The following is a 23,499-nucleotide window of genomic DNA, read 5'->3' as shown; positions in this document are numbered from 1 at the left end:
CCCATTCGGCCCAGCCCTGGCCACCCTCCTCCTGTCTCAGCGACCCGCGGCGTAGCCCTGCATGCCGCGGGCGTTGGTGCCTGCCGAGAGCACGCCGGTTCGCGGATCGCGGGCGACTGCGCTCAGCCTGCCCTCCGACCACGCTCCGCCGACCGTCACCGCGTGCCCGCGCCTGCGCAGTCCGGCGATCGTCTCCTCGCCGATCCGGCTCTCCACGGTGAGGCTGCCCGGCAGCATCGCGCGCGGGTAGAACGAGCTGGTGAAGCTGTCGGTGTGCCAGTTCGGCGCGTCGATCGCGCCCTGGAGGTCGAGTTGGCCCCGCACCCGCGCACGGCGGGCCACGGCCAGGAAGAAGTTGAAGCTCCACTGGTCCTGCTGGTCCCCGCCCGGCGTGCCGAACGCCATCACCGGCTCGCCGTCGCGCAGCGCCAGCGACGGGGACAGCGTGGTGCGCGGGCGCCTGCCGGGGGTGAGCGAGTTGGGCAGGCCCGGCTCCAGCCAGGTCATCTGCAGGCGCGTGCCCAGGGGGAAGCCGAGCGCGGGGATCACCGGGTTGGACTGGAGCCAGCCGCCGCTGGGCGTCGCCGAGACCAGGTTGCCGTGCCGGTCGACCACGGCCAGGTGGCAGGTGTCGCCGCGGGTGGCCCCGGTGGCGAGCACGGTCGGCTCCCCCGTCCCGGCCGCGGCGGGCCGATCGGCGGCGTCGCCGTGGGCGTGGCCGCTCAACCGCGGCTCCCGCCCGCCCGGGCGGCCCGGCCGCAGCTCCAGCGACGCCGCCTGCCCGACGAGCTGACGCCGGACGGCGTTGTAGCCCACGCCCAGCAGCTCCGCCATCGGCACCTCGGCGGCATCGCCGTACCAGGCCTCCCGGTCGGCCATCGCGAGCTTGGCGCCCTCGACCACGGTGTGGACGTACTCCGCGCCCCCGGCCTCACCCAGGTCGTCCGGCAGCAGGGCGAGTTGCTGGAGGAACGCGGGCCCCTGGGTCCACGGTCCGGCCTTGCACACCGTCCAGCCGTTCCAGTCGTAGCCGAGCGGCTCCTCGTAGGAGGCCGAGAACGCCGCCAGGTCGTCCCCGGTCAGCGTGCCTGCGTGCCGCCTGCCCGAGGTGTCCAGCACCGCCCGCCCGGCCGCGGCGGCCAGCTCCTCGCCGATGAAGCCCTCCCGCCACACCCGCCGCGCCGCCTCGATCTGGGTGTCCCGGTCGGCGCCCGCGGCCTCGGCCTCCCGGATCAGCCGCCGCCAGGTCCCGGCGAGCGCCCGGTTCCGCAGCAGCGCGCCCGGCTCGGGCGAGCGGCCACCGGGCAGGTACAGCTCGGCCGAGGCGGTCCACTCGGTTTCGAACAGCTCGCGCACCGTCTCGACCGTGCCGCCGATCCGCTCCACGGCCGGGTGCCCGTGCTCGGCGTACCCGATGGCGTAGGAGAGCACGTCGGCCAGCCGCCGCGTGCCGTGGTCGCGCAGCAGCAGCATCCAGGCGTCGAACGCGCCGGGCACGGCCGAGGCCAGCGGGCCGGTCCCGGGCACGAGGTCCAGGCCCAGCGAGCGGTAGTGCTCGATGGTCGCCCCCGCTGGCGCCGGGCCCTGCCCGCACAGGACCACCGGCCGCCCGCCTGCCGGGGCCAGCACCATCGGCACCTCGCCCGCGGGGCCGTTCAGGTGCGGCTCCACGACGTGCAGCACGAACCCGGCGGCGACCGCGGCGTCGAAGGCGTTGCCGCCGTCCTCCAGCACCGCCATCGCGGCGGCCGACGCCAGCCAGTGCGTGGAGGCGACCATGCCGAACGTGCCCTGCAGGGTGGGTCGGGTGGTGAACACCTGCGGTACTCCTCTGTCTCGTTCCCAATTCCTGGCCACCGCGCGCGACCCCGCCGTCACGCTGGCGTTATCGCAGGTGAGCGCGTTGTTTGCCACAATCCCCCGGCATGGACGACACCACGGGACGCGCACCGGGCGGCGATTCGCCCGGGGAGATCGGCACGCTGCGCACCCTGCGGGTGCTCACCTACCTGTCCAAGCGGGCCAAGCCCGTCTCGGCGGGCACGATCGCGCGGGACTGCGACATCCCCCGCTCCTCGCTCTACCGGATCCTGCGGGTCATGCAGCGGATGTACTTCGTGGTGCACCTGCCCGAGGATGAGCTGTGGGGCATCGGCATCGGCGCGTTCGAGATCGGCTCGGGCTACCTGCGCTCGGGCGTGCTGGAGCGCTCGGCCCGCCCGCTGCTGGTGCGCCTGACCCGGCGCACCGGGATGGTCTCGCACCTGGGCGTCCTGCACGGCAGCGACGTGCTGTACCTGCTCAAGCAGACGACCGACGAGCCCGCGCGCCCGTTCGTCACCGCGGTCGGCGTGCGGCTGCCCGCCCACCTGACCGCGATGGGCCGGGCGATGCTGGCCCAGCACACCCCGCAGCAGGTGCGGGCGATCCTCTGGCGCCCGGGCGAGCTGGTGACCCGCACCGGCCGCGGCCCCCGGCACCTGTCCGAGCTGCGGGAGATCCTGCGGTCCGACCGCGCCCGCGGCTACAGCGTCGAGAGCAGCTCCACGACCGAGGAGGTCTCGTGCGTGGCCGCGGCGGTCTTCGACCACGAGGGCCTGCCCATCGCCGCGGTCGGGGTCAGCTACTACGACAACCTCTCCGCCGCCGAGGTCGTGCGGGTCGCCGGGGCCGTGCGGGAGGCGGCCGACGGGCTGACCACCAGGCTCAGCGGGAGTCCGGTCCACCGGCGCGCCTGATCAGGTCTCGTCGTGGACGATCCGGCCGCCCACGACGGTCAGCACCGAGCGCAGCGCGGGCAGCCGCGACTCCTCGACCGAGAGCGGGTCGTCGCTCAGCACGGCCAGGTCGGCGGCGTAACCCGGGACCAGCCGGCCGCGCCAGCCCTCCTCGAACGTGAGCGCCGCGCCACCCGCGGTCGCGCACCTCAGCGCGGCCAGCCTGCTGATCCGCTCCTCCGGGGTGACGACCACGCCGTCGCGCGTGCACCGGGCCGTCGCGTGCCACACCGGGCTGAACAGCGAAATCGGCACGTTGTCGGTGCCCAGGCTGACCGGGACGCCCGCCTCGATGAGCGAGCGCAGCGGCACCGGCCTGCCGCCCTCGGCGCGCTCCCCGATCGAGCCCTCCTTGTAGAGGTAGCGGTTGGTGTGGGTGGTCACGACCAGGCCGAGCCGCTTGATCCGGGCGATGTCGCGCGGCGACAGGACGTTGATGTGCCCGAGCACCCACCGCAGGCCGCGCAGCGGGACGACTTGGTCGACCTGCTCGTACACGTCGAGCATGTCCGGGGTCATCGCCGCGACCTGCACCTTCGCCCGGGCGCACTCGACCAGCTCGTGGAGCAGGTCGGCGCCGGTGAGCCCGGACTCGTAGTCGAAGCCCGCCCACCCGGTGTACGGGCGGGCCGCGGCGCGGAGGTCGCGGCCCGCCCCGCCGTGCGCCGAGCCCAGGCTGAGCCCGACGAACCGGAGCCGGTCGTCGCCGTCCCCGCGGCCCGCGACCCGCCGCACCGGCCCCGACCGCAGCGCGGCCCGCTCCGCCGCGGTGCTCGACAGCCACGGCAGGCTCAGCGGGAGCCGGGCCCGGAGCATCGGGGCACCGGTGTCCGCGAGCTCGCGGTAGGCCGTCTCCACCTCCTGCACCACCCCGTGCCCCTCATACACGCCGGTCGTGCCGACCGCCGCGTAGCGGCGCATCGAGGAGGCCAGCGCGGCCCGGCGCGTGCGCTGGTCGAAGCGGCCGATGCCGTCGGGCAGCATCAGCTCCAGCGTGGGCTCGAAGACCCGCTCGTGCACCCGCCCGGTCGGCTCGCCGCCCGCGTCCCGCTCCACGTCGGCGAACTCCTCGCACCGGCGCAGGAAGCCCGGCCCGAGGATCCGCAGCGCCGCGGAGTTGAACACCGAGGTGATCGGCAGCCGGTGCCGCCAGTAGCCCCAGATCGGGCGGATGAACACCGGGGTGCCGCCCGCGACCGCGTCGAGCTGCCAGCGGTCCGGGACGCCCGGCGGGTCCTCGTAGTACGGCGGGTCGCCCAAGGGCATCGTGACCAGCCATTCACCCGCCGGGCGATCTGCCGCGAGCCGGCCAATCCTGGCCAGCACCGCATCGAGCGACCGCAGGCCCGCCAAGGTGGGGAACACCTCGCGCAGGCCCTCCCGGTCGAGGTGCGCGTGCCCGTCGACCAACCCCGGCACCACCGTCGCCCGGCCCGCCCGGACGATCCGGGTGGCGTCGTCCGCCAGGGCCAGCACGTCGCCCTCGTCGCCGACGGCGGCCACCCGGCCGCCGCGGACCCCGATCGCCCGGGCCCGCGGGACCCGCTCGTCCAGGGTCAGCACGTCGGCGTCGAGGATCGCCAGGTCGACGGGCCGCTGCACCTCCGCAGTCATCGGCTGATCAGCTCCACGGCCACCCGGTAGGCGCCCCACAGCACCACGGCCAGGCCGATGACCGCCAGCGCCGTCTGCCACCAGCGGTTGGTGAGGTCGCGCATCACGCCGCGCCGGGTGGCCAGGAACAGGATCGACGCCGCGAGCAGCGGGAACAGGATCAGCGTCGCGGCGTTGGCCACCAGGATCAGCTGGATGGGCGCGCCGCCGAAGATCATCACCAGGACCAGCGACCCGGCGATCGCCACCGTGGCCATGATCCGCACCTTGCGCTGGTCGAGCCGGTCGCCGAAGCCCACCGCGTCGGCCAGCACGTGGCCGCCGGGGACGCCGGTCATCACCGAGGAGAAGCCCGCGCTGAACAGCCCGAGGGCGAACACCACGACCGCGGCCGAGCCCAGCGCCGGGCGCAGGATGTCGACCATGTCGTGGCCGGACTCGATGGTGGCCCCGGGGATGACCGTGGCCGCCGACGCGATGATCGCGATCGTGAGGATGCCGGGCAGCAGCGCGCCCGGGATGGTGTCGTACCGGGTGGTCGTGCCGTAGTCCGCGCGCGTGGTGCCCTTGTCGCGCAACGTGTACGCCATGTAGAAGGCGGAGTACAGCGAGAGGTTGGTGCCCAGCAGCGCGAAGGCCGCGACGAGTCCACCCGGGACCTCGGACGGGATCAGGCCCGCGGCCATGTCGCCCAGGTCGGGGCCGACCTTGACCGCGGTGGCGATGAAGGCGATCGCCATGATCGCCATGGAGACGATCATGACCTGCTCGATGCGCTTGTACGCGCCGCCGCTCCACAGCAGCAGCACCGCGGCCACCGCGCAGATCGCGGCCAGCGGCTTGATGTCCACGCCGGTGATGACCTGCAGGCCCAGCGACGCGCCGATCATGCTCGCCGCGCCGAAGGTCACGGCGAGGACGAAGAAGCACGCGCCCGCGACCACGCCCGCGGGCTTGGCGATGTGGTCCTTGATGGCCTGGATGATCGAAACCGGGTAGCTGATGGCGATGCGCGCGGCCATGTCGGTGAACACGATCATGAGCAGGCTGGAGATGACCAGCAGCCACAGCACGTCGTACCCGGACTCCGCGCCCAGGGTCGCCGACGACACGGCGTTGCCCGGCCCGAAGGTGAGCGCGCCGACGATGAACGCCGGCCCGATGTACTGCAGCTTGCGGACGAACGCTGGTTTGGGCCGGCGGGACTGCCGACGATCCCCCGAGGTGGACGAGACGTTCACAGAACCCTCCTGCGGACGGGGCGGCGCGGTGCGCTGCGGAAGAATGCCGGAAGACTCGCACCAGGAGGTGAGCTGCGTCATCCGCAGTGGACCCATACCTGTGCCAGATGTGGCACACCAGGCGGCTTAGCCGTGGTCACGGTTGCGGGTCCGCGCTGCCAGCATGGTCGCCATGCCCCTCGCCGCTCCCGAACCGCGCCCGTGGCTCGCCGCGAGCCCCCGCTACCGCTCCGGCTCGACCGCCGCCCCGCCCGCGGGCAGGCTCGCGTCCAACGAGTCGCCGTCGGCCCCCGCCTGGCTGGGCCGGGCGGCCGCCCACCTGGCCGACCTCGACGTCCACCGCTACCCGGACGCGGGCGCGGACCGGCTGCGCGCGGCCGTCGCCGCGGCCAACGGCGTCGACCCCGACGAGGTCGTGGTCGGCAACGGCTCCGACGAGCTGATCCACCTGCTGATCCAGGCGTACGCGGCGTACACCGGCGGCATCGTCACCGCCGCGCCGGGCTACGCGCTCTACGGCATGTGCGCCCGCCGCCTCGGCGCCGCGGTGACCGAGGTGCCCCTGGTCGACTGGCGGCACGACCTGGCGGCGATGGCCGCGGTGCCCGCCGACCTCGCCTTCATCGCCAACCCGCACAACCCCACCGGCACGGTGGTGTCCCCCGACGCGCTCGCGGAGTTCATCGAAACCAGCCAGTCACGCGCGGTGGTGGTGGACGAGGCGTACATCGACTTCACCACCGGCCCCCGGCTGGACACCGCCACCCGCGCGGTCCGCGAACCCCGGGTGGTCGTCGTGCGGACGTTCTCCAAGGCGCACGCGCTGGCCGGGGTCCGCCTCGGCTACCTGATCGCGCACCGCGACATCGCCGCCCAGGTCGAACGGCTGCGGCTGCCGTTCTCGGTGAGCGCCCTCGCCCAGCACCTCGGCGTGCTCGCCCTCGCGCACACCGAGGAGACCGCCGCCCGGGTCCGCGAGATCGTCGAGCGCCGCGAGGAGCTGACCGCCCTGCTGCGCGCCGCGGGCCTGGAGCCGGTCGAGTCCCAGGGCAACTTCATCCTCGTCCTGACCCCGGCGAGCGACCTGCTGGTCAAGCACCTCGCCGACGCCGGAATCGCCGCCCGCCCCGGCCGCGACCTCGGCATCCCCGACGCCGTCCGCCTCACCATCCCCTCCGCCGACGGCATGACCCGCCTCGAACCAGCCCTACGCACCTGGACGGCCCGATGACCACCCCCGAATCCCGCCTGGCCGCCGCCGGTCTCGTCCTGCCGCCCACCCCCACCCGCCTCGGCGCCTACCGCCCGGCGGTCCAGGTCGGCGAGCTGCTGTTCGTCTCCGGCCAAACCGGCACCCGCGACGGCCATCCCGTCTGGACCGGCCGCTGCGGCGACGACCTGTCCATCGAGGACGCCCGCCGCAGCGCCGAACTGGCCGCCCTGAACGCCCTGCTGGCCATCCACATGACCGTCGGCCTGGACCGCATCCGCGCCATCGCCCGCCTCACGGTCTACGTCCGCTCCACCCCGACCTTCACCGACCACCCCCAGGTCGCTGACGCCGCCACCGCCGTCTTCAAAACCGCCTTCGGCCCCCCGGGCAAGAGCGCCCGCTCCGCCCTCGGCGTCGCCTCCCTCCCCCAGGGAGCCCCCGTCGAACTGGACGTCATCGCCGCGGTCGAGACATCCTGATCTGCATGGGCATCGGCGTGCTCGCCGAGCGGCCTCCGCCATTCGGGTGAATCGGGGTAGCGGCAGGCGGCCGCCGCCGATGGTCCTGGCGAACTCGGGGGAGCTGCCGAAAGGGATTGATCGTGCGTAGTACTGCTGTTGCCGTTGCCGCTCTGGCCGCCGCCCTCGTGGGCTGCGCCGCGCCCGCCCAGGAGGAAGGGAGGGTCAGCCCGGGCTCGGCAGCCGCGCCCGCTGAGGAGCAGGCCGACGACGGCACCGCCACCTGGGGCGAGCGCTACACCTGGCCCGACGGCCTGGCCGTCGAGGTGTCCGAGCCGGTCGCGTGCAAGCCGGGCGAGATGGCCATGCCCCAGGGCATCAAGCGGGCGGTGAAGGTCACGGTGACCGTCATCAACGGCACCGAGGAGGAGTTCAACGCCGGAGCCCTGTCCATCGGCACCGAGGCCCAGTTCGACGGCGCCGCCGCCGAGGACGTCTTCGACTCCGGCGGCGGCTGCGGCCCCGGCCTCGACATGGGCGGCACCGTCCTGCCCGGCAAGACCTTCCGAACCGAGATGGCGTTCTCCGTCGGCAAGAACCCCGGCGAACTCCAACTCGTCCTCCAGCCCACCTTCAACGCCGACAAGGCAATCTACGTCGGCAAGGCGTAACGCCCCGCCGGTCCGGCCTGCGATCTGGCCGGGCCGGCGCACGCCGTCACCGCCTAGAAGCCGGACTCCATGCGCTCGTCGTCGTCCATCTCGTACAGCGTCTTGTCGACGGCATTCGAGTTCGCCCCCGACCCGCCGTCTTCGAGCCCCAGCTCCGTGTAGGCGGAGGTATCCCAGCCCTCCTCCTCGAAGAGCGCCAGCAGCGCCATGCCGATGTCCCGCGTGTGCGCGGCGATCTCGCTCTCGTGCCGACCGGTCCGCTCCGCGAGACGCCTGCGGATCGCCCGCACGGCCTCATCCGGATCTGCCACGTGGAAGTCCCACCTGGCGGTGACGCTGATCCGCACCGACCCATCGCTGCTCGACAAGCCTGCGTTGCACTCATCCCTACGACGACGCCTAAAGAACTTCACTTGACGGCACACTCCACTGTCTCGAACTCCGGCGCACACTACTGCTGCTGAGCACGCACTTGCCCCGGCCGTGGTCGCAACGCGAGCAATGGGCCGATGGCCAGCAAGACGGCGAGGACGGCGTAGCCGGCGGTGAGGGTGGTGGCCGTGGCGACTCCGGCGACGAGCAGGGGGCCGCCCGCGTCGCCGAGTTCGCGTCCCAGCTCGGCTGAGCCCATCGTCTGCCCCATGCGCTCCTCCGGAGTCGACGCGGCCAGCGCGGCGAAGCCGAGTGGGGTGACCAGGCCCGTGCCCACGCCGATCAACGCGGCAGCCGCCAGCACCCCGACCAGCCCGGGCAGCATCGCAGCGGCGAACCCGACGGCGGTGACGAGCAGACCGGTGATCAACCCAACGCGCGTGGTCAGGCGGTTCGCGTCGAACGCGCGGCCCGCCATCGGCTGCACGACAGCCGCCGCGGCAGCCAGAACGGACACCGCCGCGCCCGTGGCGACCGTGCCCAGCCCAGCCGCCGCCCCCGACACCGGCAGGAACCCCACCCCCACCGACAACGCCGCCGTAGCCGCAGCGAGCGCGGCGGTCGGGACGAGGAAGGACCGCTGGGACAGCCTGCGCGCCAAGTCGACCACCGTCTGGCGCTGACGCGGCAGCGGCGGCACCCGGGGCACCGCCACCGCCGACCACACGGCGACAACCGCCGCGCACAACGCCATCACCGCGAACAGCAGGCGCAGCCCGCCCGCCCACACCAAGACGCCCCCGAGCAGCGGCCCGAGCGTGTAGCCGATGGACTTGTAGAAGCCATACCCGCCGAACGCGCGCCCGCGTCTGGCGGCCGGGTTGAGGCGGGCCACCAGCGCCGAGGCCGAGGGCGAGAACGCCGACGCCGCCGCGCCTTGGCCGAGGCGGGCCGCCCACAGCCAGCCGGGGGTGTCGGCGACGGCGTACAGCGCGGAGGCGGCGGCGAAGGCCACGAGGCCGCCCAGGAGCACGGGCTTGGCGCCGATGCGGTCGGCGAGGCTGCCGAAGACCGGCTTGAGCAGGACCTCGGCGCCGTCGTAGAGCGCGAGCAGCCCGCCGAGCACGAGCAGCGAGGTGACCGCGTCCGCGGAGAACCCGCCCAGGTTCGCCGCGATGCCGTGCGCCCCGAACGCGGTGGTGAACCCCGCCGCGTACAGGGGCCACATGACGGTCACTTCCCCCACACCTCGGTCGAGTGCAGCGCGGCGAAGACCCGGGAGGCATAGTCCTCGCACACCTCGACGCACCGCTTGAGCCGCTCGCCCGCCTCGACCGCCTCGGGAGCGCCGAAGACGTCGCGGGCGGTCAGGTCCCGGTGCCAGCGGCGGAGCCGTTCGAGGCTCTGCTCCTCTTCCTCCAGCTCGGCCAAGGTGTACTTGGCCGTCCGGACCTCCTTGGCGATCTCCTGCTCGAACTTGTCGCACTCGGAGAGGAACTCGGCCCAGTCAGCCGAACGCGCGGCGGTGAACAGCTCCCGCACCCCCGCCGCGTCCCGCTCCGACCGCCCGGAGGCCTGGAACACCAAGCCCTGGCCACCCGCGGCCTCGACGAGTTCGAGCGCGCGCCGCACCCCCTCGGCGAAGACGGGCACCTCCGGCACCGCCCAGCTGCCCTGCCCCAGCGACAGCGCCCCGACCTTGCGCAGCTCCCGCCACACCGCCACCCGGTGCCGCGACGGCTCCGCGGGCACCTTGATCACCAGAATCAGCCACCGAACGTCGGTCACGCTCATCAATGTAACACCCGTTACTCGCTCAGCGGTGGCCGCCGCAACACCCACAACGGTGCATACTGCACGCCGGGGATCGACCCACCACCTGGAAGGGAGACAACCGTGGCAGCGACCTTCAGGCGTACCCCGCGGTGACGGCCTGGCACGGCACCGCAGCCCTGCGCCCCGGCCGCTTCACCTACACGGGCCAGGTCGGCGCCGCCCGCCCGCACCGGCACGCGGCCGTCCAGATCGTGGTCAGCCGCGGTGAGCCCCTGGCCGTGCGCGACGGATCAGGCGTCGCCGTGCAGGTCAGGGCCGCGATCATCCCGTCCGGCGTCGAGCACGAGCTGCTGGGCGCGGCCGAGGGAGTGCTCGCCTGGGTCGACGCCGACGACCACCTCGGCCGCGCCCTGACCCGCCGCGTCCGGGACACCGGCCTGCCCACCACCTCCGCCGCGGCATGGGCGCAAGCCGCAGGCGACGCGGCCTCGGTAGGAGCGCTGCTCCAGGCAACCGCGCCCGACCCGCCGAACCCCGCGCTCCGCGCCGCGATCGACCTCCTGCCCAGCCTGCTCGACGGCCCCGTCCGGCTCCACCACCTCGCCGCCGCCGTCGGGATCTCGGCGTCCCGGCTCGGCCACCTCTTCACCGAGGAACTGGGGCTGCCCTTCCGCGCCTACGTCCGCTGGATCCGCCTGCACCGGGCGATCGACCACTTCCGACGCGGCGGGACGATCACCGACGCCGCCCATGCCGCCGGGTTCGCCGACGGCGCCCACCTCACCCGCGCCTGCCACGAGATGCTCGGCCTCGCCCCCTCCCACCTCGCGCGCGGGGTGACGATCTCAGCGAGTTCGTTCAAGCCCTGACGGCAGCCGAGGCAGCATCGTCACCGCATGCGCTCTCTCATCCGGTACGGCTACGTGCCGCTCATGCTCCTGGGCATCAACGGCGCCGGGATCGCCGTCGTCGCGGGCGGTGGGTCCAAGCTCTGGCTGATCGGCCTCCTGCTGCTCGCCATCGCCCTCTCCTTCACCGCCGAACGCCTCCTGCCCTACCACGCCGACTGGAACACCCCGCACGACGACGACCGCCGCGACGTGGCCCACGCCCTGGTCAACGAGACCCTCACCCTGGCAGGCGTCGCCGCCCTCCCCCTGATCACCGCCATCGCCTCGATCGAGGGCGCCTGGCCCCGGGAGTGGCCGTTCGTCCTGCAGGTCCTCGCCGCCGTGCTCGTCGCCGACCTGGGCATCACCCTGGTCCACCTGGCCAGCCACAAGCTGCCCGCGCTGTGGCGCCTGCACGCGGTCCACCACAGCATCAAGCGCTCCTACGGCTTCAACGGCTTGATGAAGCACCCCGTCCACCAAACCCTGGAGACCGCCGCGGGCGTCGCACCCCTGGTCGTGCTCGGCATGCCCGTCGAAGTCGCCTACGCGCTCGCCCTGTGCGTTGCCGTGCAACTGCTCCTGCAACACTCCAATGTGGACTACCGCGTCGGACCGCTGCGCGCGGTGCTCGCCCTCAACCAGGCCCACCGCTTCCACCACCTCAAGTGGGCAGGCATCGGCGACGTCAACTTCGGCCTGTTCACCCTCCTCTGGGACCACCTCCTGGGCACCTACTCCTACGACCCCCGCCGCGCCTTCACCAGCGCCGACCTGGGCATGGCCGCCAAGCCCGACTACCCCGCCACCTACCTCGCCCAACTCGCCGAGCCCTTCCGCCCCAGCGGCGCGTGCAAGGACCACTAGGCGATCAGGGCCTCCACCTTCGCCCTCAGCACGACGCGCCTGCGGGTGGTCGCATAGCCGATCGCCTCGTTGACCGCGATCATGTGCGCGTTGGTCGACGCCGTGCTCGTCTCCACCGTCGTGAGCTCCGGGCACTCCGCCGCGATCCAGGAGGCCATCCGCGACTTCATCAGCCTGCCCAGCCCATGCCCGCGGAAACCGCGGAGGACAGCGGTGTCGCCCTGGTGCGCGACGACCTCCTGACCAGGGCGAAGGTCCACTTCGGTGAACCCGACGACCTCCCCGCTCGCCGCGTCCAAGGCCACCACCACCCGGTGCTCCACCCCGTCGCGCCGCTTGCCCACCTCAGCCGCCCTGATCCGCTCCGGGGTCGATTCGGGGGCCACGTGGCTGGAATCGCCGAACGAAGCGTCAGCCATCGCGGTCCGGGCGTGGGCGTACGACGGCAGCAGGTCTTCCGGCGCACTGCCGACCCACCTGGTCACCGAGAACCCCGTGGGCGTATCGACGTCCCACAAGGCCCGGTCCACGGTCGTCAGGTCGAGTTGCTGGAACACGGTCTCCAGAATCCGCTCGAACCCCCGGCCGCGCGCCCACTCCTCCCCCACCCCGTCCTTCGCAACCCCCCACGCCTCCACATCGACGCGCTGCTGCGCGACGAGTTCGGGCAGCAGGGCCTTCAGCAACACCGTGCCCACCCCGCGGCGGCGGTACTCGGGGTGCACGGTGATCCACGCAGGAGCGAGATGCGCGTTCTCCTCCCCGGGCAACAACGCCGAGCCCAACCCGACCACGACCCCATCGACCCGCCCTAACAGCGTGACCGACTGCGCCACCCCGGGCGCAGGCTCCGCCAACCGCCGCATCGCCCCCTCATACGAGGGCCTCTCCCTCCCATCCTCAACGGCGCTGGCGGCGATCACCGCATAACACGCCCGCAGATCACCCTCCTCAGCGGTCGCGGCATCGAACAAGCTCGTGGTCACCTGCGTCATACCCCTAGGCTGGCACCAACCGCCCCAGTCAGACCAGGCGCTTTCGCCTTCCCACGCCTATCTCCTGCGCGAGCCAACCAACCATCACGACCGCTCGCCTACGCAGTTCCGCATCGCGTGCTGGTACCGATTCGGCACGGTGAGGTCGCTCAGCCTGATCGGAGATGTCGGCCTCCGCATAACGGTCGGAGCGCAGCCCCACCACCGCGTCGGCGGTGTAGCACCAGACTCGATCATGCCACGGGCTCGGACTTCCGCGACGTTGGCCGCGGGTCCACGCCGCCGAAGGCGGCTACCCGGTCCCAGATCCAGTCGGCCATTGACGGGGCGACGGGTTCGTCCGGGTAGCCTGGGTGGCGCTTGACCAGGGCGCCGAAGGCGATGATGACCAGGTAGGAGCCTGCGTCGTCGGTCATCACCTGTTCCCAGGCGTCGTTCTCCGGCCAGGCCGGGTGCGCTGCCGGGTCGGCTTCGATCTCGGCGCTCATGCTGATGATCTCGGCGGCCGACATCAGGCGGAACGGCTCGGGCAGGCCCCAGGTCGCGCCGGTGCCGGGGGGTTGGCCGTCGTGCCAGGCGACCAGGTCCTCCGCGGCGATGGAGCCGAGCTTGTCGGCGTCCGGCACCTCGGCGAGCGACGCCCCGGGCCGCAGCGTGGCGCGCAGGTCCGCGGGCATCACCTCGTCCAACCCGGCCAACGCCGAGGCCAGGTCGACGCCGAGCATCCGGTCGCGGAGCTGCTTCCAGCCCAGCTCGATCACCCCGCTGCGGCGGATGTCCTCCATCGTGATGTCCTGCGCGCTGGCGTTCTCGACGATCTGGAGCATGGTCCGCGCCGTGCCGACCAGGTTGTGCAGCATGTCGTCGGTCGGGTTCGCGCGCAGCAGCCGCAGGCCGAGCTGCTCGGCGTCGGCGAACCGGTACTGCACCAGGTAGGCCCAGCCCAGCAGCAGGGCGATCGAGGAGTTCGCCGCGTCGGCCTGGATGGCCTCCTCGGCCGCGGTGACGAACCGGTCGACCGGGGCGAAGCTCCCCAGCAGGTACGCCGCGCGCATCCCGAGCGCCTTCGGCAGCTCGTCCGGCGACGTGCGCGCGCACATCGCCACCGCCTCGTCGAGGTGGCGCCACCCGTCCTCGAACTCCCCGCAGAGCGCCTGGGCGGAGCCCAGCTCCATCCAGTCGTCCCAGTCCTCGTGGTCCTCGCCCAAGACGATGTGCGCCCACCGCAGCGCCTCGGCGTCGTCGTGCTCGCCTGCCGCCAGGTGCCGCAGGGCGCGCGCCGCGTTGATGAACTGGCTGTCGCGTCGGCCGGCCACCTGCAGGTAGATGCGCCGCGCCTCGTCGGTCTCGCCGCAGATCTCCCGGTGGTTGCCCAGCAGCAGCGCCGCGCTGCTGCGCTCGGGCTGGTCGGCGAGCACCCGCAGGGCCAGCTCGGCGACCCGCGGGTGCGTCGGCTGGGCCGCGAAGAGCTCCCAGGCCAGGTCCAGATCGCGCTCCACGCCGGAGGTGGTGCGTCCGCTCATCGCATGCCCCGCTTCACCCGGTACGCCCGGAGCTGGTCGAAGGTGCCGTCGTCGACGCCGTACTCCAGCACGGGCGCCACCTGGTCGAACCAGGACGTCGTGGACGGGATGATGCCGCCGACCGCGGCCAGCACCGCCTCGGTGGTGACCGGCACCAGCTCGCCCCGGTCCATCGACTCGACCATCGCCTGCTGGAGCACGCTGGTCGTCAGGTGGGCCAGGTCGGCGCCGGAGAACCCCTCGGTCGCCGCGGCGACGGCGGCGACGTCGACCTCGGCGGGCTTGCCCTCCAGGCCGCGCTGGATGATCGCCGCCCTGGCGACCGCGTCCGGCGGCAGCACCAGCACCGTCTTGTCGATCCGGCCCGGCCGCCGCAGGGCGGAGTCGATGTCCCACGGCCGGTTCGTCGCGGCCAGGAAGTAGACCCCGTCGTTCGCGCTGGCCACGCCGTCGAGCTCCTCCAGCAGCTGGGTGACCATCATCCGCATCGCCTGCGACCCGCCGCCGCCGGAGGTGCGCCGCCCGCCGAGGGCGTCGAACTCGTCGAAGAAGATCACGCACGGCGCCGCGGCGCGGGCGTTGCGGAAGACGCTCCGGATGGCCTTCTCGCTCTCGCCGATCCACTTGCTGAGCAGGTCGGCGAGGGTCACGTGGAGGAAGGACGCGCCGAGGTCGCCCGCGATCGCCCTGGCGATGAACGTCTTGCCGCACCCCGGCGGGCCGTACATCAGCAGCGACCCGCCCGGCTTCTGCCCGAAGGCCGCCGCCAGCTCGGGGTTGCGCAGCGGGGCCAGGAACGCGGTGTGCAGGTGCCGCTTGACCTCGGCGAGACCCGCCACGTCGGCCAGCGTCACCGCCGGGCGTTCGGCGTCCCACAGCGCCGCGCCCTCGTCCTCGGGGTCGTCGTCGGCCGGGGCCGGGACCGGTTGGTTCGACACGCGCAACCGCGCCGCCATCAGCCGGGCCCGCAGCAGCCGGATGCGCCCCGCGTCGCCGCCGAGGGCTTCCAACTCGGCCAGCTGGGCGGCGGCGCGGTCCGGGTCCTGCTCCAGCAGCAGCGTGATGAAGTCCTCACGCAACGCGAGATTGCCCGGGTCCGCGGCCACGTCGCGCGCGATCACCTCGACGAAGCTGTCGCTCACTGCGCCATCCACCCCTTGAGCAAGCCGAGGTTCGCCAGCGGGATCCAGTGCCCGAGCCGCGGGTGGTCCAGCACGACGCCTGCGACGCCGGACGGGCCGAAGGAGGCGAGGTAGTCGATCGCAGCGGGCATCGGCACGGCCAACAACGGCACCGAGCCGTCCTCGGAGTCGACCAGCCCCAGCCCCCGGGCTGCGTCCCGCGCGCGTTCAGCGCTGCTGTAGAGGCAGATCATCGGCCCCTGCGGGGCGGCCACGCCGTAGGGACGCGGCTGCTCGGCCGATCCGCGCGCGATGAAGAACCAGTGCTCCAGCGCGGTGGCCTGCCGCCACAACGCGATCTGCGCCGACGTGTCTCCAGCAGGCGCCGCCTTGACCGCCTCGTCGAGGCGGTCCAGCTCGGCGACCACCCCGGGGTCGTTGTCCCTGGCCATGCGGTTCTCTCTCGTCTGCTCAACGGCGGCGCGCGCACCACCCGGTCCACGACCGGCACCGGCTAGGCGTCGGTCTGGCGGAAGCCTTTCACAGCCTGCCGACAAAAGTGGTCAGCGGCGCGGGTGGTTTCCGGCTGGCGGTAGCGGCGGCTGAGCCGCAGCACGAGGTCGGTGGCGGTGTCGAGATCAATGAGGTGGCCAACCGACACGAACACCGGTTTGACGCCGTCCTGCGTCCGCAGCACCCGACCGACCACAGTGCCGTCGTCAACCATGTCGGTCCACGAACCACGCGCCGCCGCAGGCATCTCGAACGCCCCCATCGCGCTCTTGCCGACCCCGATCGTCGGAACACCGGTCTCGACACCGAGATGACACGCCAGCCCGAAGCGGCGCGGGTGAGCCACCCCGTGACCGTCGCACACCAACACATCCGGCTGGGTTGTCAAGGCGGCGAGCGCGTCGAGCAGGGCAGGCAACTCGCGGTAGGCAAACAACCCCGGAACGTAAGGAAAGTCGGTATGCCCACCCACGACCACCGACTCCACCACCCCACCCGACACGACGTCCACACAGGCCGCCGCCGCGACCAGATCCCCAGTCCCATCCACATAGGCCACGTCAAGCCCCACCGCCACCCGAGGGTCGAACCCAGCAGGCGGCGCAGCCACCACCAACGGCGCCAACCGAACCTGCTCAGCAATCGCCTCGTCCGGGGTCACGTCGCCCTGCAGCGCGATGACGTCGAGCCCAACCGGCGTGGTGCGCAAGCACCACGCCCAGCGGTCCTCACTCGGTCGACCTCCACTTCGCCTGGGTAGCGATCCCATCCAACTCCTCCGACAAGAAGTCCGTGAAGGATGACCACCGCCTCGCAACGCCCGGTTCGCATTCGATGTACTCCATCACTGGTGGATCATCGCCTTCATCGGCGGCGAACCAGTAGTAGCAATACCCCTGATGCGAGCTGGTTCGCAAGAACATCGCGCGGGCCCGCCAGCGCAACCCGGAGGCCACGCCGGGGGAGGTCGTCCGCGCGTTGGAGCGGATGTACGTCAGCGCGCTGGCGAGCACCGGGGCCGCGGTCGGCGGGGCCGCAGCCGCGCCGGGGATCGGCACCGGGGTCGCGGTGGCGCTGTCGGCGGGTGAGGCCCTGTCCTCGCTCGAACTGAGCGCCCTGTTCGTCCTCTCGGTCGCCGAGGTCCACGGGGTCCGGGTGGACGAGGTCGAACGGCGCCGGACCCTGGTCATGGGCATCCTGCTCGGCGAGTCCGGGACGAAGACCATCGGCAAGGTCGCCGAGCGCACGGGTCAGCACTGGGCCCGCCAACTCGTCAGCAAGGTGCCCGCGGCGACGCTGCGCCAGATCAACGGTGTGCTGGGCCGGAACTTCATCACCAAGTACGGCATCAAGCAGGGGGTCATCGTGCTCAGCCGCGTGGCCCCGTTCGGCATCGGCGCGGTGATCGGCGGCGGCGCCAATGCCACCGTCGCCGCCCTGGCCGTCCGGGCGGCGCGGCGCGCGTTCGGACCAGCCCCGGATTCATGGCCCGAAACGCACGCGGAACCGGCGCCTGGGATACCGCCGGGAGTGGTTTCGGGCACCGTGGTGGAAGCGAATCCGGATGCCGACTGACCAGCTCAACTGGTCAATCCTGCTCTCCAGGACCGGGCAACTCGCGGCGTAGGCAGGGACTCGGCCACCGCCTTGCCGAGTAAGCTGCTGATCAGGTTCGAGGGGAGCTTGCGGAGTGGCACGTCTGAACGTCGGGTGCGCGATGTGGACGCACAAAGCGTGGCCTGGGCGGTTCATGCCGCAGTCGTTGCCTGCCAAGGAGCGGTTGCGTGCCTACGCGAGCTGGTGCAATGCCGTGGAAGGGAACACCACCTTCTACGCGACACCCGCGCGGGCAACGGTTGCGACGTGGGCGCAGCAGACCGATGCCGGATTCCGGTTCGTGCTGAAGATTCCCAAAGTCGTCACCCACGAGCGTCGGCTCGCCGGGGTTGAGGTCGAGATGCGGGCGTTCCTCGACGCGATCGAGCCGCTCGGTGAGCGGGCGGTGCTCTGGGCACAGCTTCCCGCCACCTTCGGCCCGGGTGACGTCGATGCCCTAGGCCGCTTCCTGCGCAGACTCCCCACCGACCGCCAGCGGGCCGTCGAGGTGCGACATCCGAGATTCTTCACCGAAGCCGCCTCGACAGCGCTGCTGGAGCGGACCCTCGCCGACGCCAACACCGAGTGGGTTCCGTTCGACACCACCGTCTTCTTCCAGCGCCCCCCGACCAGCGAGGCCGAGCGGGACGCCTGGACCAAGAAGCCGCGCCTCCCCCGCCGCACAAAGGCCCTGACCGACCGCCCCATCATCCGCTACCTGGGCCGCGATTCGATCGAGGACACGGTCGAGGGATGGCAGCCGTGGACCACGGTCGCCGCCGATTGGCTGCACGAGGGCCGCTCCCCCACCATCTTCATCCACACCCCCGACAACGACGAGGCCCCCGCCCTCGTCCGCCGCTTCCACGACGACGTCCGAGCCCTAGCCCCCACCCTCCCCGCCCTGCCCGAACCGGAACCGGTAGAGCCCGCCACCCTGTTCTGAGCAACAGCCGCAGCCCCCTATAGCGCAGGATCCAAGGCGATCACGAAGGGGGTGACGAAGTGCGCGAGCAGCGCGGTTGCTGCTACCACCAACCACATGACCCATGGCCGGGAGAGCTCGGCGGCGGGCAGTCGGTGAGCCTCACCACGACCGAGGTGGCTGCGCATTTCTTCCACGGCGTTCACGCCCCGTGACGCATACCTATCCGAAAGCCGCGCCAGCCACCACATTCGGTCGAAATCCCATTCATGGGTCTGACCAGCAGAAGCGGATACCCGGATCGCATTGCCCTGCAACTCGACGGTCGCCACCTCCGACCAGCGGACTAGGCAGACGCTGAGCGGATGGACGATGGCGAGACCTCCTTCGTTCCACAGCAGCCGAGGCCGAATTCCGAAGCGCCAGATGATTTCGCAGGCGACCGCCGCCGAGACGGCACCGACCGCGGCCGCAGGAAGGTCGACGCCCAGTTCGGTCTTCAGCAGACCAGGCGCTGGAGCGGCGAGGAAGATGCAGACAACCGCAAGGGCAGGCCAGTTCGCCCACGGGCCGCTCCTGACCAACTCTCCGCTCAAGTTCCCCACCCCCAGCAGTTGGCGCGGAGGATACCGGTGAGCCGCCCAAGACCAGGTGCCGGAGAAGCACGTCGATCGCTGCGCGCAGGAGCAGTCGGGGACGCCCCGTTCCGCGACACCTACACCGGTGACCGTCCGGTGCCCGACGCTTGCGGGACGACCTCGTGGGTACCTCCAGTGGGAGGTGACCACGGGAGGGCGGATGTGCCGGTTGTTCGGCCTGTCGGCCGCGCCGCGGCGGGTGCGGGCTACGTTCTGGTTGTTGGAGGCGCCCGACAGCCTTGCCGAGCAGAGCAGGCGGGAGCCGGATGGGACCGGGTTGGGGGTGTTCGGCGAGGACGGCGACCCGCAGGTGGACAAGCAGCCCCTCGCCGCCTACCAGGACCAGGAGTTCGCCCAGGAGGCCAAGCAGCGGGATTCCACCACGTTCGTCGCGCACATCCGCTACGCCTCCACCGGCGGGCTCGACCCGCGCAACACTCACCCGTTCGAGCAGCGTGGGCGGTTGTTCGCGCACAACGGCGTCATCGGCGACCTGCCGACGCTCGAAGCCGAACTCGGCCCCTACCGCGACCTCGTCTCCGGGGACACCGACTCCGAGCGGTACTTCGCCTTGGTCACCAAGCACGTCGACGCCACCGGCGACATCGGCGAAGGCATCACCGCGGCGACCCGCTGGGCGGCAGAGCACCTCCCGATCTACGCGATCAACCTCATCCTGACCACCCCCACCGAGCTGTGGGCGCTGCGCTACCCCGAGACCCACGACCTGTTCGTCCTCCAGCGCGGCGCGGGTGGGCCGCACGGGGGGCGGCATCTGGAGCACGCCAGCGCGTCGGGGCGCATCCGGGCTCGGGCGGGGGCGTTGGCCGAGCACCCGGCCGTGGTGGTGGCCAGCGAGCGGATGGATGAGGACCCCGGGTGGCAGGAGCTGCGCCCCGGCGAGCTGCTGCACGTCGACGGCAGCCTGCGCGTCACCCGGCGCACCGCGGTCGACCACCCGCCGCGCCACCCGCTGACCCTGGACCAGCTCGGCGCCCACGCCGCGGCGTCCCAAGCAGGCGCCTGACCACGAAAGGCCCGCACGTGCCCCTCAACCCAGCGGACCCGCACGCCACCGGTCGGGAGGACGTGGCGGTCAACCCGGTGTTCACCCGCGAGCCGGTGGAGGTGCCGCGCAACCGCCTCCCCGACGACGGCCTCGCCGCCGACACCGCCTACCAGATCGTCCACGACGAGCTGATGCTCGACGGCAACGCCCGGCTCAACCTGGCCACGTTCGTCACCACCTGGATGGAGCCCACCGCCCAGGCGCTGATGGCCGAGTGCGCCGACAAGAACATGATCGACAAGGACGAGTACCCGCGCACCGCCGACCTGGAGCAGCGGTGCGTGCGGATGCTGGCCGACCTCTGGCACGCCGCCGACCCCGACCGCGCCACCGGCTGCTCCACCACCGGCTCCAGCGAGGCGTGCATGCTCGCCGGGCTCGCGCTCAAGCGCCGCTGGCAGCACCGGCGCCGCGCCGCGGGGCTGGCGACCCACCGCCCGAACCTCGTCATGGGCGTCAACGTGCAGGTCTGCTGGGAGAAGTTCGCCAACTACTGGGACGTCGAGGCCCGCCTGGTGCCGATGGCGGGCGACCGGTTCCACCTGACCGCCGAGGAGGCCGTGGCGCACTGCGACGAGAACACCATCGGCGTGGTCGCCGTCCTGGGCTCCACCTTCGACGGCAGCTACGAGCCCGTCGCCGACATCTGCGCCGCCCTCGACCGGCTGCGCGACGAACGCGGCTGGGACATCCCCGTGCACGTCGACGGGGCGTCCGGGGCCATGGTCGCGCCCTTCTGCGACCCCGCCCTGGAGTGGGACTTCCGCCTGCGGCGCGTCGCATCGATCAACACGTCCGGCCACAAGTACGGCCTGGTCTACCCCGGTGTCGGCTGGGTGGTGTGGCGCGACGCCGACGCCCTGCCCGCCGACCTGGTGTTCAAGGTGAACTACCTCGGCGGCGAGATGCCCACCTTCGCGTTGAACTTCTCCCGCCCCGGCGCGCAGGTCGTCGCCCAGTACTACAACTTCCTGCGCCTGGGCCGCGAGGGCTACCGCCGCGTCCAGCAGTACTGCCGCGACGTCGCCGCCGACCTGGCGGCCCGCATCGCAGACCTCGGCGCGTTCCGCCTGCTCACCGACGGGCGGCAGCTCCCGGTGTTCGCCTTCACCCTCGCCGACGGCGAGACCGGCTACTCCGTCTTCGACGTCTCCGCCGCCCTGCGCGAACAGGGCTGGCTGGTGCCCGCCTACACCTTCCCCGCCCACCGCGAGGACCTGGCCGTGCTGCGCATCGTGGTCCGCAACGGCTTCAGCCGCGACCTCGCCGACCTGCTCATCGACGCCCTCCGCCGCACCCTCCCCCGGCTGCGTGCCCAGGACCGCCCCCAGCGCGGTCAGGAGTCGGCGTCCTTCTCCCACGGCGCGGACACCGCCCGCACCCACCAAGCCCCGTCATGACGATGCGGTGATACTTCGTCTACGGCCGGGTACTCGAACCCGAAGAGGTGAGCAGTGGCGAACACTTCAGGAGGACGGCCAGGGGCGGGGCCCGATCGTGACGAACTGGCCGTGCAGCTCAGCGAGGTGGCCCGCACCCTGCAGGAGCAGGACAACGCGCAGGACACCCTCGACGCGATCGTCCGCTCGGCGGTGCAGACCATCCCCGGCGCCGAGCACGCGGGCATCATCACCGTCGTCTCCCGGCGCCAGATCGAGACGGTGGCGGTGACCGACGAGCTGCCGAACCAGGTCGACCAGGGCCAGTACGACGCCGGTCAGGGCCCCTGCCTGGACGCGCTCTACCAGCACAAGATGGTCTCGGTGCCCGATCTGGCCGCCGAGCGGCGGTGGCCCTCGTTCACCGAGCGGGTGCAGCAGCTCCGGGTGGCCAGCATGCTCTCGTTCCAGCTGTTCGTCCGCGACGACGATCTCGGCGCCCTCAACCTGTACTCCGCCTTGCCGCGGGCGTTCAACGAGGAATCCGAGCACGTCGGCCTCCTGTTCGCCGACCACGCCGCGGTCGCCTTGGCCGCCGCCCGCAAACAGGACCACCTCGCCGAGGCGATCACGACCCGCGACCTCATCGGCCAGGCCAAGGGCATCCTGATGGAACGCCACAAGCTCACCGCCGACCAGGCGTTCAGCCTCCTCGTGCGCGCGAGCCAGCACACCAACCTCAAACTCCGCGACCTGGCCGACCACCTCACCCGAACCGGCGAGCTCCGGACATCAGACGACCGGGCGGGCAGCGCTTGACCCTCCCGCGAGGTGAGGCCGCACTGTGGTCGGCATGGATGACGTGAACGAGCACACCGTCGGCGCGGTGGCAGAACTGGCCGGGGTGTCGGTGCGCACCCTGCACCACTACGACGAGATCGGCCTGCTCGAACCCAGCGACCGCAGCGCGGCGGGCTACCGGCTCTACTCCGCAGAAGACCTCAGGCGGCTCCAGCGCATCCTGTTCTACCGGGAACTGGACTTCGACCTCGCCACGATCGCCGCCATGCTCGCCGACGCCACCGACGAAGACCAACTCCGCCACCAACGCGATCTCCTCACCGAGCGGATGGCCCGGCACGAGGCGATGGTCGCAGCCATCGACAAAGAGCTGAATGCCCGCAAGCTCGGCATCACCCTGACGCCCCGGGAACGGCTTGAGGTCCTCGACGACGTAGCCCCCGGACTGTCGAAGTACATGCACGACGCGATCATCGCCAACGCCGACCGAGCCATCCCCTGATCACACCATCGCCCCCGGCGATTCGGTCCTACCGGCGAGTGGCCCTTGATCGTCACCCAAGTGCACCCCGACAACTTGTCAGCCGGCATTTCGTTGACACTGGGCAATAAAATAAACTAACACGCGGACAATGTTGATCACAGTTTTTCGACGTCAGCGAGAATGGGAATGGGCAACCCTTGACGCCACCCCCTTTCATGCCATGATCGAATCAAAGTCTTGGCGACGGGGGAGGGTGTCGTGCTGGCCGCAATCGTGGTCGCCATTGCGATCGCCCTATTCGGGTCGATGGCCGAAGTGCCGGATTCCTGCCCGTTCGTCGGGGCCGCGGCCGTCGTCGTGTGCGATGAGTCGGGGTCCGTTGAGGACGGCCAAGATGTCGTGCAGCGCAAGGACAAGGGCGTCGTACTGCCAGCTCAGCGGTGCGCGGCGGGCCAGGCGGACTGGCCGCTGCGGACAGCGGTCCCCGTTCCTCCGGTAGCGCGCGGTTCGCCAGTCGGAATGTCCATTTCCGCCTGAACCGCCCGTTATTCGCGCGCGCCCATTAACCGGCTGCGC

Annotated in this window: 26 protein-coding genes; 13 read left to right on the top strand and 13 right to left on the bottom strand. The window is 71.9% G+C overall.

Annotation, left to right across the window (positions count from 1 at the left end; translation table 11 throughout):
• Positions 1-36: 36 nt before the first annotated feature.
• The gene (locus ACWEPX_RS15960) at positions 37-1,818 is read right to left on the bottom strand and encodes a gamma-glutamyltransferase family protein (RefSeq protein WP_451897911.1); all 1,782 of its coding nucleotides are present in this window, start codon (positions 1,816-1,818) and stop codon (positions 37-39) included.
• Positions 1,819-1,925: 107 nt separating this feature from the next.
• Here ACWEPX_RS15960 and ACWEPX_RS15955 point away from each other — a divergent pair, with 107 nt between their 5' ends.
• A complete protein-coding gene (locus tag ACWEPX_RS15955; RefSeq protein ID WP_451897910.1) occupies positions 1,926-2,738 on the top strand; it encodes an IclR family transcriptional regulator in 813 nt (270 codons plus the stop codon).
• Here ACWEPX_RS15955 and ACWEPX_RS15950 read toward each other — a convergent pair whose 3' ends face one another.
• Positions 2,739-4,391: an amidohydrolase gene (locus ACWEPX_RS15950; protein ID WP_451897909.1), complete on the bottom strand. Its 1,653-nt coding sequence runs from the start codon at positions 4,389-4,391 to the stop codon at positions 2,739-2,741.
• The gene (locus ACWEPX_RS15945; protein WP_451897908.1) at positions 4,388-5,632 is read right to left on the bottom strand and encodes an Nramp family divalent metal transporter; all 1,245 of its coding nucleotides are present in this window, start codon (positions 5,630-5,632) and stop codon (positions 4,388-4,390) included. Before ACWEPX_RS15945 ends, ACWEPX_RS15950 begins: the two co-directional genes overlap by 4 nt.
• A 172-nt stretch (positions 5,633-5,804) precedes the next feature.
• On the opposite strand from ACWEPX_RS15945, the gene ACWEPX_RS15940 reads away from it, so the two are divergent.
• The 3 genes from ACWEPX_RS15940 (at position 5,805) to ACWEPX_RS15930 (ending at position 7,974) form a co-directional block, all read left to right on the top strand.
• The gene (locus ACWEPX_RS15940) at positions 5,805-6,863 is read left to right on the top strand and encodes a pyridoxal phosphate-dependent aminotransferase (RefSeq protein WP_451897907.1); all 1,059 of its coding nucleotides are present in this window, start codon (positions 5,805-5,807) and stop codon (positions 6,861-6,863) included.
• A complete protein-coding gene (locus tag ACWEPX_RS15935) occupies positions 6,860-7,324 on the top strand; it encodes a RidA family protein (protein ID WP_451897906.1) in 465 nt (154 codons plus the stop codon). Before ACWEPX_RS15940 ends, ACWEPX_RS15935 begins: the two co-directional genes overlap by 4 nt.
• A gap of 122 nt (positions 7,325-7,446) precedes the next feature.
• Entirely contained in the window at positions 7,447-7,974 is a 528-nt protein-coding gene (locus ACWEPX_RS15930) for a hypothetical protein (RefSeq protein WP_451897905.1), read from the top strand.
• A gap of 53 nt (positions 7,975-8,027) precedes the next feature.
• Here ACWEPX_RS15930 and ACWEPX_RS15925 read toward each other — a convergent pair whose 3' ends face one another.
• From ACWEPX_RS15925 to ACWEPX_RS15915, 3 genes are all read right to left on the bottom strand, one after another.
• On the bottom strand, positions 8,028-8,285 hold the full coding sequence (locus ACWEPX_RS15925; protein ID WP_451897904.1) for a hypothetical protein: 258 nt from the start codon (positions 8,283-8,285) through the stop codon (positions 8,028-8,030).
• 140 nt (positions 8,286-8,425) lie between these two features.
• Positions 8,426-9,574, bottom strand: a complete 1,149-nt coding sequence (locus ACWEPX_RS15920) for an MFS transporter (RefSeq protein ID WP_451898053.1) — start codon at positions 9,572-9,574, stop codon at positions 8,426-8,428.
• 5 nt (positions 9,575-9,579) lie between these two features.
• Positions 9,580-10,140, bottom strand: a complete 561-nt coding sequence (locus tag ACWEPX_RS15915; protein ID WP_451897903.1) for a Chromate resistance protein ChrB — start codon at positions 10,138-10,140, stop codon at positions 9,580-9,582.
• Positions 10,141-10,271: 131 nt separating this feature from the next.
• Between ACWEPX_RS15915 and ACWEPX_RS15910 the strand changes: the two genes are divergently transcribed.
• Together ACWEPX_RS15910 and ACWEPX_RS15905 are read left to right on the top strand one after the other, a co-directional pair.
• The gene (locus tag ACWEPX_RS15910) at positions 10,272-10,991 is read left to right on the top strand and encodes a helix-turn-helix domain-containing protein (protein ID WP_451897902.1); all 720 of its coding nucleotides are present in this window, start codon (positions 10,272-10,274) and stop codon (positions 10,989-10,991) included.
• A gap of 27 nt (positions 10,992-11,018) precedes the next feature.
• Positions 11,019-11,879: a sterol desaturase family protein gene (locus tag ACWEPX_RS15905; RefSeq protein WP_451897901.1), complete on the top strand. Its 861-nt coding sequence runs from the start codon at positions 11,019-11,021 to the stop codon at positions 11,877-11,879.
• Here ACWEPX_RS15905 and ACWEPX_RS15900 read toward each other — a convergent pair.
• The 6 genes from ACWEPX_RS15900 to ACWEPX_RS15875 form a co-directional block, all read right to left on the bottom strand.
• A complete protein-coding gene (locus ACWEPX_RS15900) occupies positions 11,876-12,874 on the bottom strand; it encodes a GNAT family N-acetyltransferase (RefSeq protein ID WP_451897900.1) in 999 nt (332 codons plus the stop codon). The two genes, ACWEPX_RS15905 and ACWEPX_RS15900, sit on opposite strands and share 4 nt — an antisense overlap.
• Before the next feature lie 233 nt (positions 12,875-13,107).
• Positions 13,108-14,397 carry a tetratricopeptide repeat protein gene (locus ACWEPX_RS15895; protein WP_451897899.1) on the bottom strand — a complete coding sequence of 430 codons (1,290 nt, stop codon included), beginning with the start codon at positions 14,395-14,397 and terminating at the stop codon, positions 13,108-13,110.
• Positions 14,394-15,539 (bottom strand): ATP-binding protein, encoded by a 1,146-nt coding sequence (locus ACWEPX_RS15890; protein WP_451897898.1) that lies wholly within the window; start codon positions 15,537-15,539, stop codon positions 14,394-14,396. Before ACWEPX_RS15890 ends, ACWEPX_RS15895 begins: the two co-directional genes overlap by 4 nt.
• A complete protein-coding gene (locus ACWEPX_RS15885; RefSeq protein ID WP_451897897.1) occupies positions 15,536-15,970 on the bottom strand; it encodes a hypothetical protein in 435 nt (144 codons plus the stop codon). Before ACWEPX_RS15885 ends, ACWEPX_RS15890 begins: the two co-directional genes overlap by 4 nt.
• Positions 15,971-16,032: 62 nt before the next feature.
• Complete coding sequence (locus ACWEPX_RS15880; protein ID WP_451897896.1) at positions 16,033-16,740, bottom strand: endonuclease V; 708 nt, start codon at positions 16,738-16,740, stop codon at positions 16,033-16,035.
• A gap of 19 nt (positions 16,741-16,759) precedes the next feature.
• Positions 16,760-17,089 carry a hypothetical protein gene (locus tag ACWEPX_RS15875; protein ID WP_451897895.1) on the bottom strand — a complete coding sequence of 110 codons (330 nt, stop codon included), beginning with the start codon at positions 17,087-17,089 and terminating at the stop codon, positions 16,760-16,762.
• 10 nt (positions 17,090-17,099) lie between these two features.
• Between ACWEPX_RS15875 and ACWEPX_RS15870 the strand changes: the two genes are divergently transcribed.
• Together ACWEPX_RS15870 and ACWEPX_RS15865 are read left to right on the top strand one after the other, a co-directional pair.
• Entirely contained in the window at positions 17,100-17,606 is a 507-nt protein-coding gene (locus ACWEPX_RS15870; RefSeq protein ID WP_451897894.1) for a hypothetical protein, read from the top strand.
• A gap of 142 nt (positions 17,607-17,748) precedes the next feature.
• Positions 17,749-18,573: a DUF72 domain-containing protein gene (locus ACWEPX_RS15865; RefSeq protein ID WP_451898052.1), complete on the top strand. Its 825-nt coding sequence runs from the start codon at positions 17,749-17,751 to the stop codon at positions 18,571-18,573.
• 17 nt (positions 18,574-18,590) lie between these two features.
• Here ACWEPX_RS15865 and ACWEPX_RS15860 read toward each other — a convergent pair whose 3' ends face one another.
• The gene (locus tag ACWEPX_RS15860; protein WP_451897893.1) at positions 18,591-19,148 is read right to left on the bottom strand and encodes a hypothetical protein; all 558 of its coding nucleotides are present in this window, start codon (positions 19,146-19,148) and stop codon (positions 18,591-18,593) included.
• Between the two features lie 202 nt (positions 19,149-19,350).
• Between ACWEPX_RS15860 and ACWEPX_RS15855 the strand changes: the two genes are divergently transcribed.
• The 5 genes from ACWEPX_RS15855 to ACWEPX_RS15835 all read left to right on the top strand — a co-directional run bounded on the left by ACWEPX_RS15855 (position 19,351) and on the right by ACWEPX_RS15835 (position 23,460).
• Positions 19,351-20,217, top strand: a complete 867-nt coding sequence (locus ACWEPX_RS15855; protein WP_451897892.1) for a class II glutamine amidotransferase — start codon at positions 19,351-19,353, stop codon at positions 20,215-20,217.
• 77 nt (positions 20,218-20,294) lie between these two features.
• Positions 20,295-21,659, top strand: coding sequence for a glutamate decarboxylase (locus tag ACWEPX_RS15850; RefSeq protein WP_451898051.1), 1,365 nt, complete (start codon positions 20,295-20,297; stop codon positions 21,657-21,659).
• A 111-nt stretch (positions 21,660-21,770) separates the two neighbouring features.
• Positions 21,771-22,457 (top strand): ANTAR domain-containing protein, encoded by a 687-nt coding sequence (locus ACWEPX_RS15845; protein ID WP_451897891.1) that lies wholly within the window; start codon positions 21,771-21,773, stop codon positions 22,455-22,457.
• A 34-nt stretch (positions 22,458-22,491) separates the two neighbouring features.
• On the top strand, positions 22,492-22,941 hold the full coding sequence (locus ACWEPX_RS15840; protein WP_451897890.1) for a MerR family transcriptional regulator: 450 nt from the start codon (positions 22,492-22,494) through the stop codon (positions 22,939-22,941).
• 240 nt (positions 22,942-23,181) lie between these two features.
• Positions 23,182-23,460 (top strand): hypothetical protein, encoded by a 279-nt coding sequence (locus ACWEPX_RS15835; RefSeq protein ID WP_451897889.1) that lies wholly within the window; start codon positions 23,182-23,184, stop codon positions 23,458-23,460.
• The last annotated feature ends 39 nt before the right edge of the window (positions 23,461-23,499 follow it).

The organism is Actinokineospora sp. NPDC004072 (assembly GCF_053604195.1).
This window is presented reverse-complemented; position numbering and strand designations above follow the sequence as displayed.

Bases quoted from the DNA above. Each gene is read 5' to 3' on its own strand.
- ACWEPX_RS15900 (WP_451897900.1), bottom strand. From the start codon at position 12,874: ATGACGCAGGTGACCACGAGCTTGTTCGATGCCGCGACCGCTGAGGAG.
- ACWEPX_RS15940 (WP_451897907.1), top strand. From the start codon at position 5,805: ATGCCCCTCGCCGCTCCCGAACCGCGCCCGTGGCTCGCCGCGAGCCCC.
- ACWEPX_RS15950 (WP_451897909.1), bottom strand. From the start codon at position 4,391: ATGACTGCGGAGGTGCAGCGGCCCGTCGACCTGGCGATCCTCGACGCC.
- ACWEPX_RS15935 (WP_451897906.1), top strand. From the start codon at position 6,860: ATGACCACCCCCGAATCCCGCCTGGCCGCCGCCGGTCTCGTCCTGCCG.
- ACWEPX_RS15915 (WP_451897903.1), bottom strand. From the start codon at position 10,140: ATGAGCGTGACCGACGTTCGGTGGCTGATTCTGGTGATCAAGGTGCCC.
- ACWEPX_RS15885 (WP_451897897.1), bottom strand. From the start codon at position 15,970: ATGGCCAGGGACAACGACCCCGGGGTGGTCGCCGAGCTGGACCGCCTC.
- ACWEPX_RS15955 (WP_451897910.1), top strand. From the start codon at position 1,926: ATGGACGACACCACGGGACGCGCACCGGGCGGCGATTCGCCCGGGGAG.
- ACWEPX_RS15905 (WP_451897901.1), top strand. From the start codon at position 11,019: ATGCGCTCTCTCATCCGGTACGGCTACGTGCCGCTCATGCTCCTGGGC.
- ACWEPX_RS15865 (WP_451898052.1), top strand. From the start codon at position 17,749: ATGTGGACGCACAAAGCGTGGCCTGGGCGGTTCATGCCGCAGTCGTTG.
- ACWEPX_RS15920 (WP_451898053.1), bottom strand. From the start codon at position 9,574: ATGTGGCCCCTGTACGCGGCGGGGTTCACCACCGCGTTCGGGGCGCAC.
- ACWEPX_RS15855 (WP_451897892.1), top strand. From the start codon at position 19,351: ATGTGCCGGTTGTTCGGCCTGTCGGCCGCGCCGCGGCGGGTGCGGGCT.
- ACWEPX_RS15840 (WP_451897890.1), top strand. From the start codon at position 22,492: ATGGATGACGTGAACGAGCACACCGTCGGCGCGGTGGCAGAACTGGCC.
- ACWEPX_RS15895 (WP_451897899.1), bottom strand. From the start codon at position 14,397: ATGAGCGGACGCACCACCTCCGGCGTGGAGCGCGATCTGGACCTGGCC.